Below are 1,267 nucleotides of genomic sequence, written 5' to 3'. Positions count from 1 at the left end.
AAGCTGATTATGTAATTGTTCTTTTGTAGGCGTATTTAAAACAGCAAATAATATTTCACTTGCTTGTTGTAAAGAATTTATTTCACAAAGATGATAAAATGCCTCAGTTAAACCTCTGACTTTCTCTAAATTAGAAATATTATCAAATAATTGATATTTAGTTAACCAATTGAAGATAGCTCTATAACAACTCCTTTTCCATCGAGGTTTAATAAACTTAATCTCTGCTGAATCTATACCTAGCTTTTCTAAAACAAACTTACTAGATGGTATAATACCACTATTATCAGGCGATTGCTGTTGTGGAAATTGTTTCTCAATCTGGTTGCTCATCTTTAACCTCCTGAGCAACTTTCAGTTGTTTTTGCAACTTTTGACATTCTTTAACAAGAGGAATATCTAACTTCATTGCAATTGATAAAGCCTGATTACAATAGTCAATTGCAAGTCTAAAATTTGCTAACTCATAATAAATTTCAGCTAAATTATATAAAGAATTTCCTTGTCCTTCAAAATCATCAATTTCTTTTGCGATAGATAAATGTTCTTGTTGGTAATCAATTGCTTTATCAAAGTCTCCAAGTAAGCGATAAACATTACCTAAATTACCTAAGCCATTTCCTTCTCCTTGACGATCTCCGATCTTTTTCGCAACTTCTAAACGTTTTTTCTGAGAGTCAATAGCCTTTTGATATTCACCTAATTTCTCGTATGCTACACCCAAACCACCCCATGCGTTTCCTTCTGCTTGAAGATCGCCAATTTCTTTCGCTATATTTAAGTGAATAATATGACATTCAAATGCTTTTGTATATTCTTGTAAAGCTCGGTATGATAAACCCATATTACCAATAGCTGCTCCTTTAAGTTGACGGTTTCCAATTGCACTAGCAATAACTAAGGATTCTTGAAAAATTTTAATTGCTTGATCATACTTACCCATAGTATGGTTTGCTAAACCAAGACAAGTAAGGGCGGAAGATTGAATATTTAAGTCATTTATTTCTCTTGCAGTTTCTAAACTTTGTTGATAGCATTCAATAGATTTAAAGTATATTCCTAGATTCTCGTAAGCAACTCCTAAACCAATTAGTAATACAGCATTTACATTTTGATTTAACTTTCCTATAATATTTTTGTAAAGTTTAATTTGTTCAGAATAGTAACCCCAAGTATCAAGCTGTTTATGTAATTCTTTATTTTCAGCAGTAGGTAAACGATAAGCAACAATTCTAACTGCTTTTGTCCATTCTTCTACATTACAAAA

Annotated in this window: 1 protein-coding gene and 1 pseudogene; both read right to left on the bottom strand. The window is 31.3% G+C overall.

From position 1 onward, the window contains the following. A pseudogene (locus NJ959_RS29725) lies at positions 1-333 on the bottom strand (hypothetical protein); the annotation flags it as partial. Continuing rightward, positions 317-1,267: tetratricopeptide repeat protein (locus NJ959_RS29720; RefSeq protein WP_254015362.1), on the bottom strand; the 951-nt coding region annotated here is incomplete at its 5' end. The pseudogene NJ959_RS29725 and the gene NJ959_RS29720, both read right to left, overlap by 17 nt.

This window comes from Limnofasciculus baicalensis BBK-W-15, assembly GCF_024178385.1.
Taxonomy (GTDB): Bacteria; Cyanobacteriota; Cyanobacteriia; order Cyanobacteriales; family Coleofasciculaceae; genus Limnofasciculus; species Limnofasciculus baicalensis.
The sequence above is the reverse complement of the archived record's forward strand: the minus strand, read 5'-3'. Positions and strand labels throughout refer to the sequence as shown.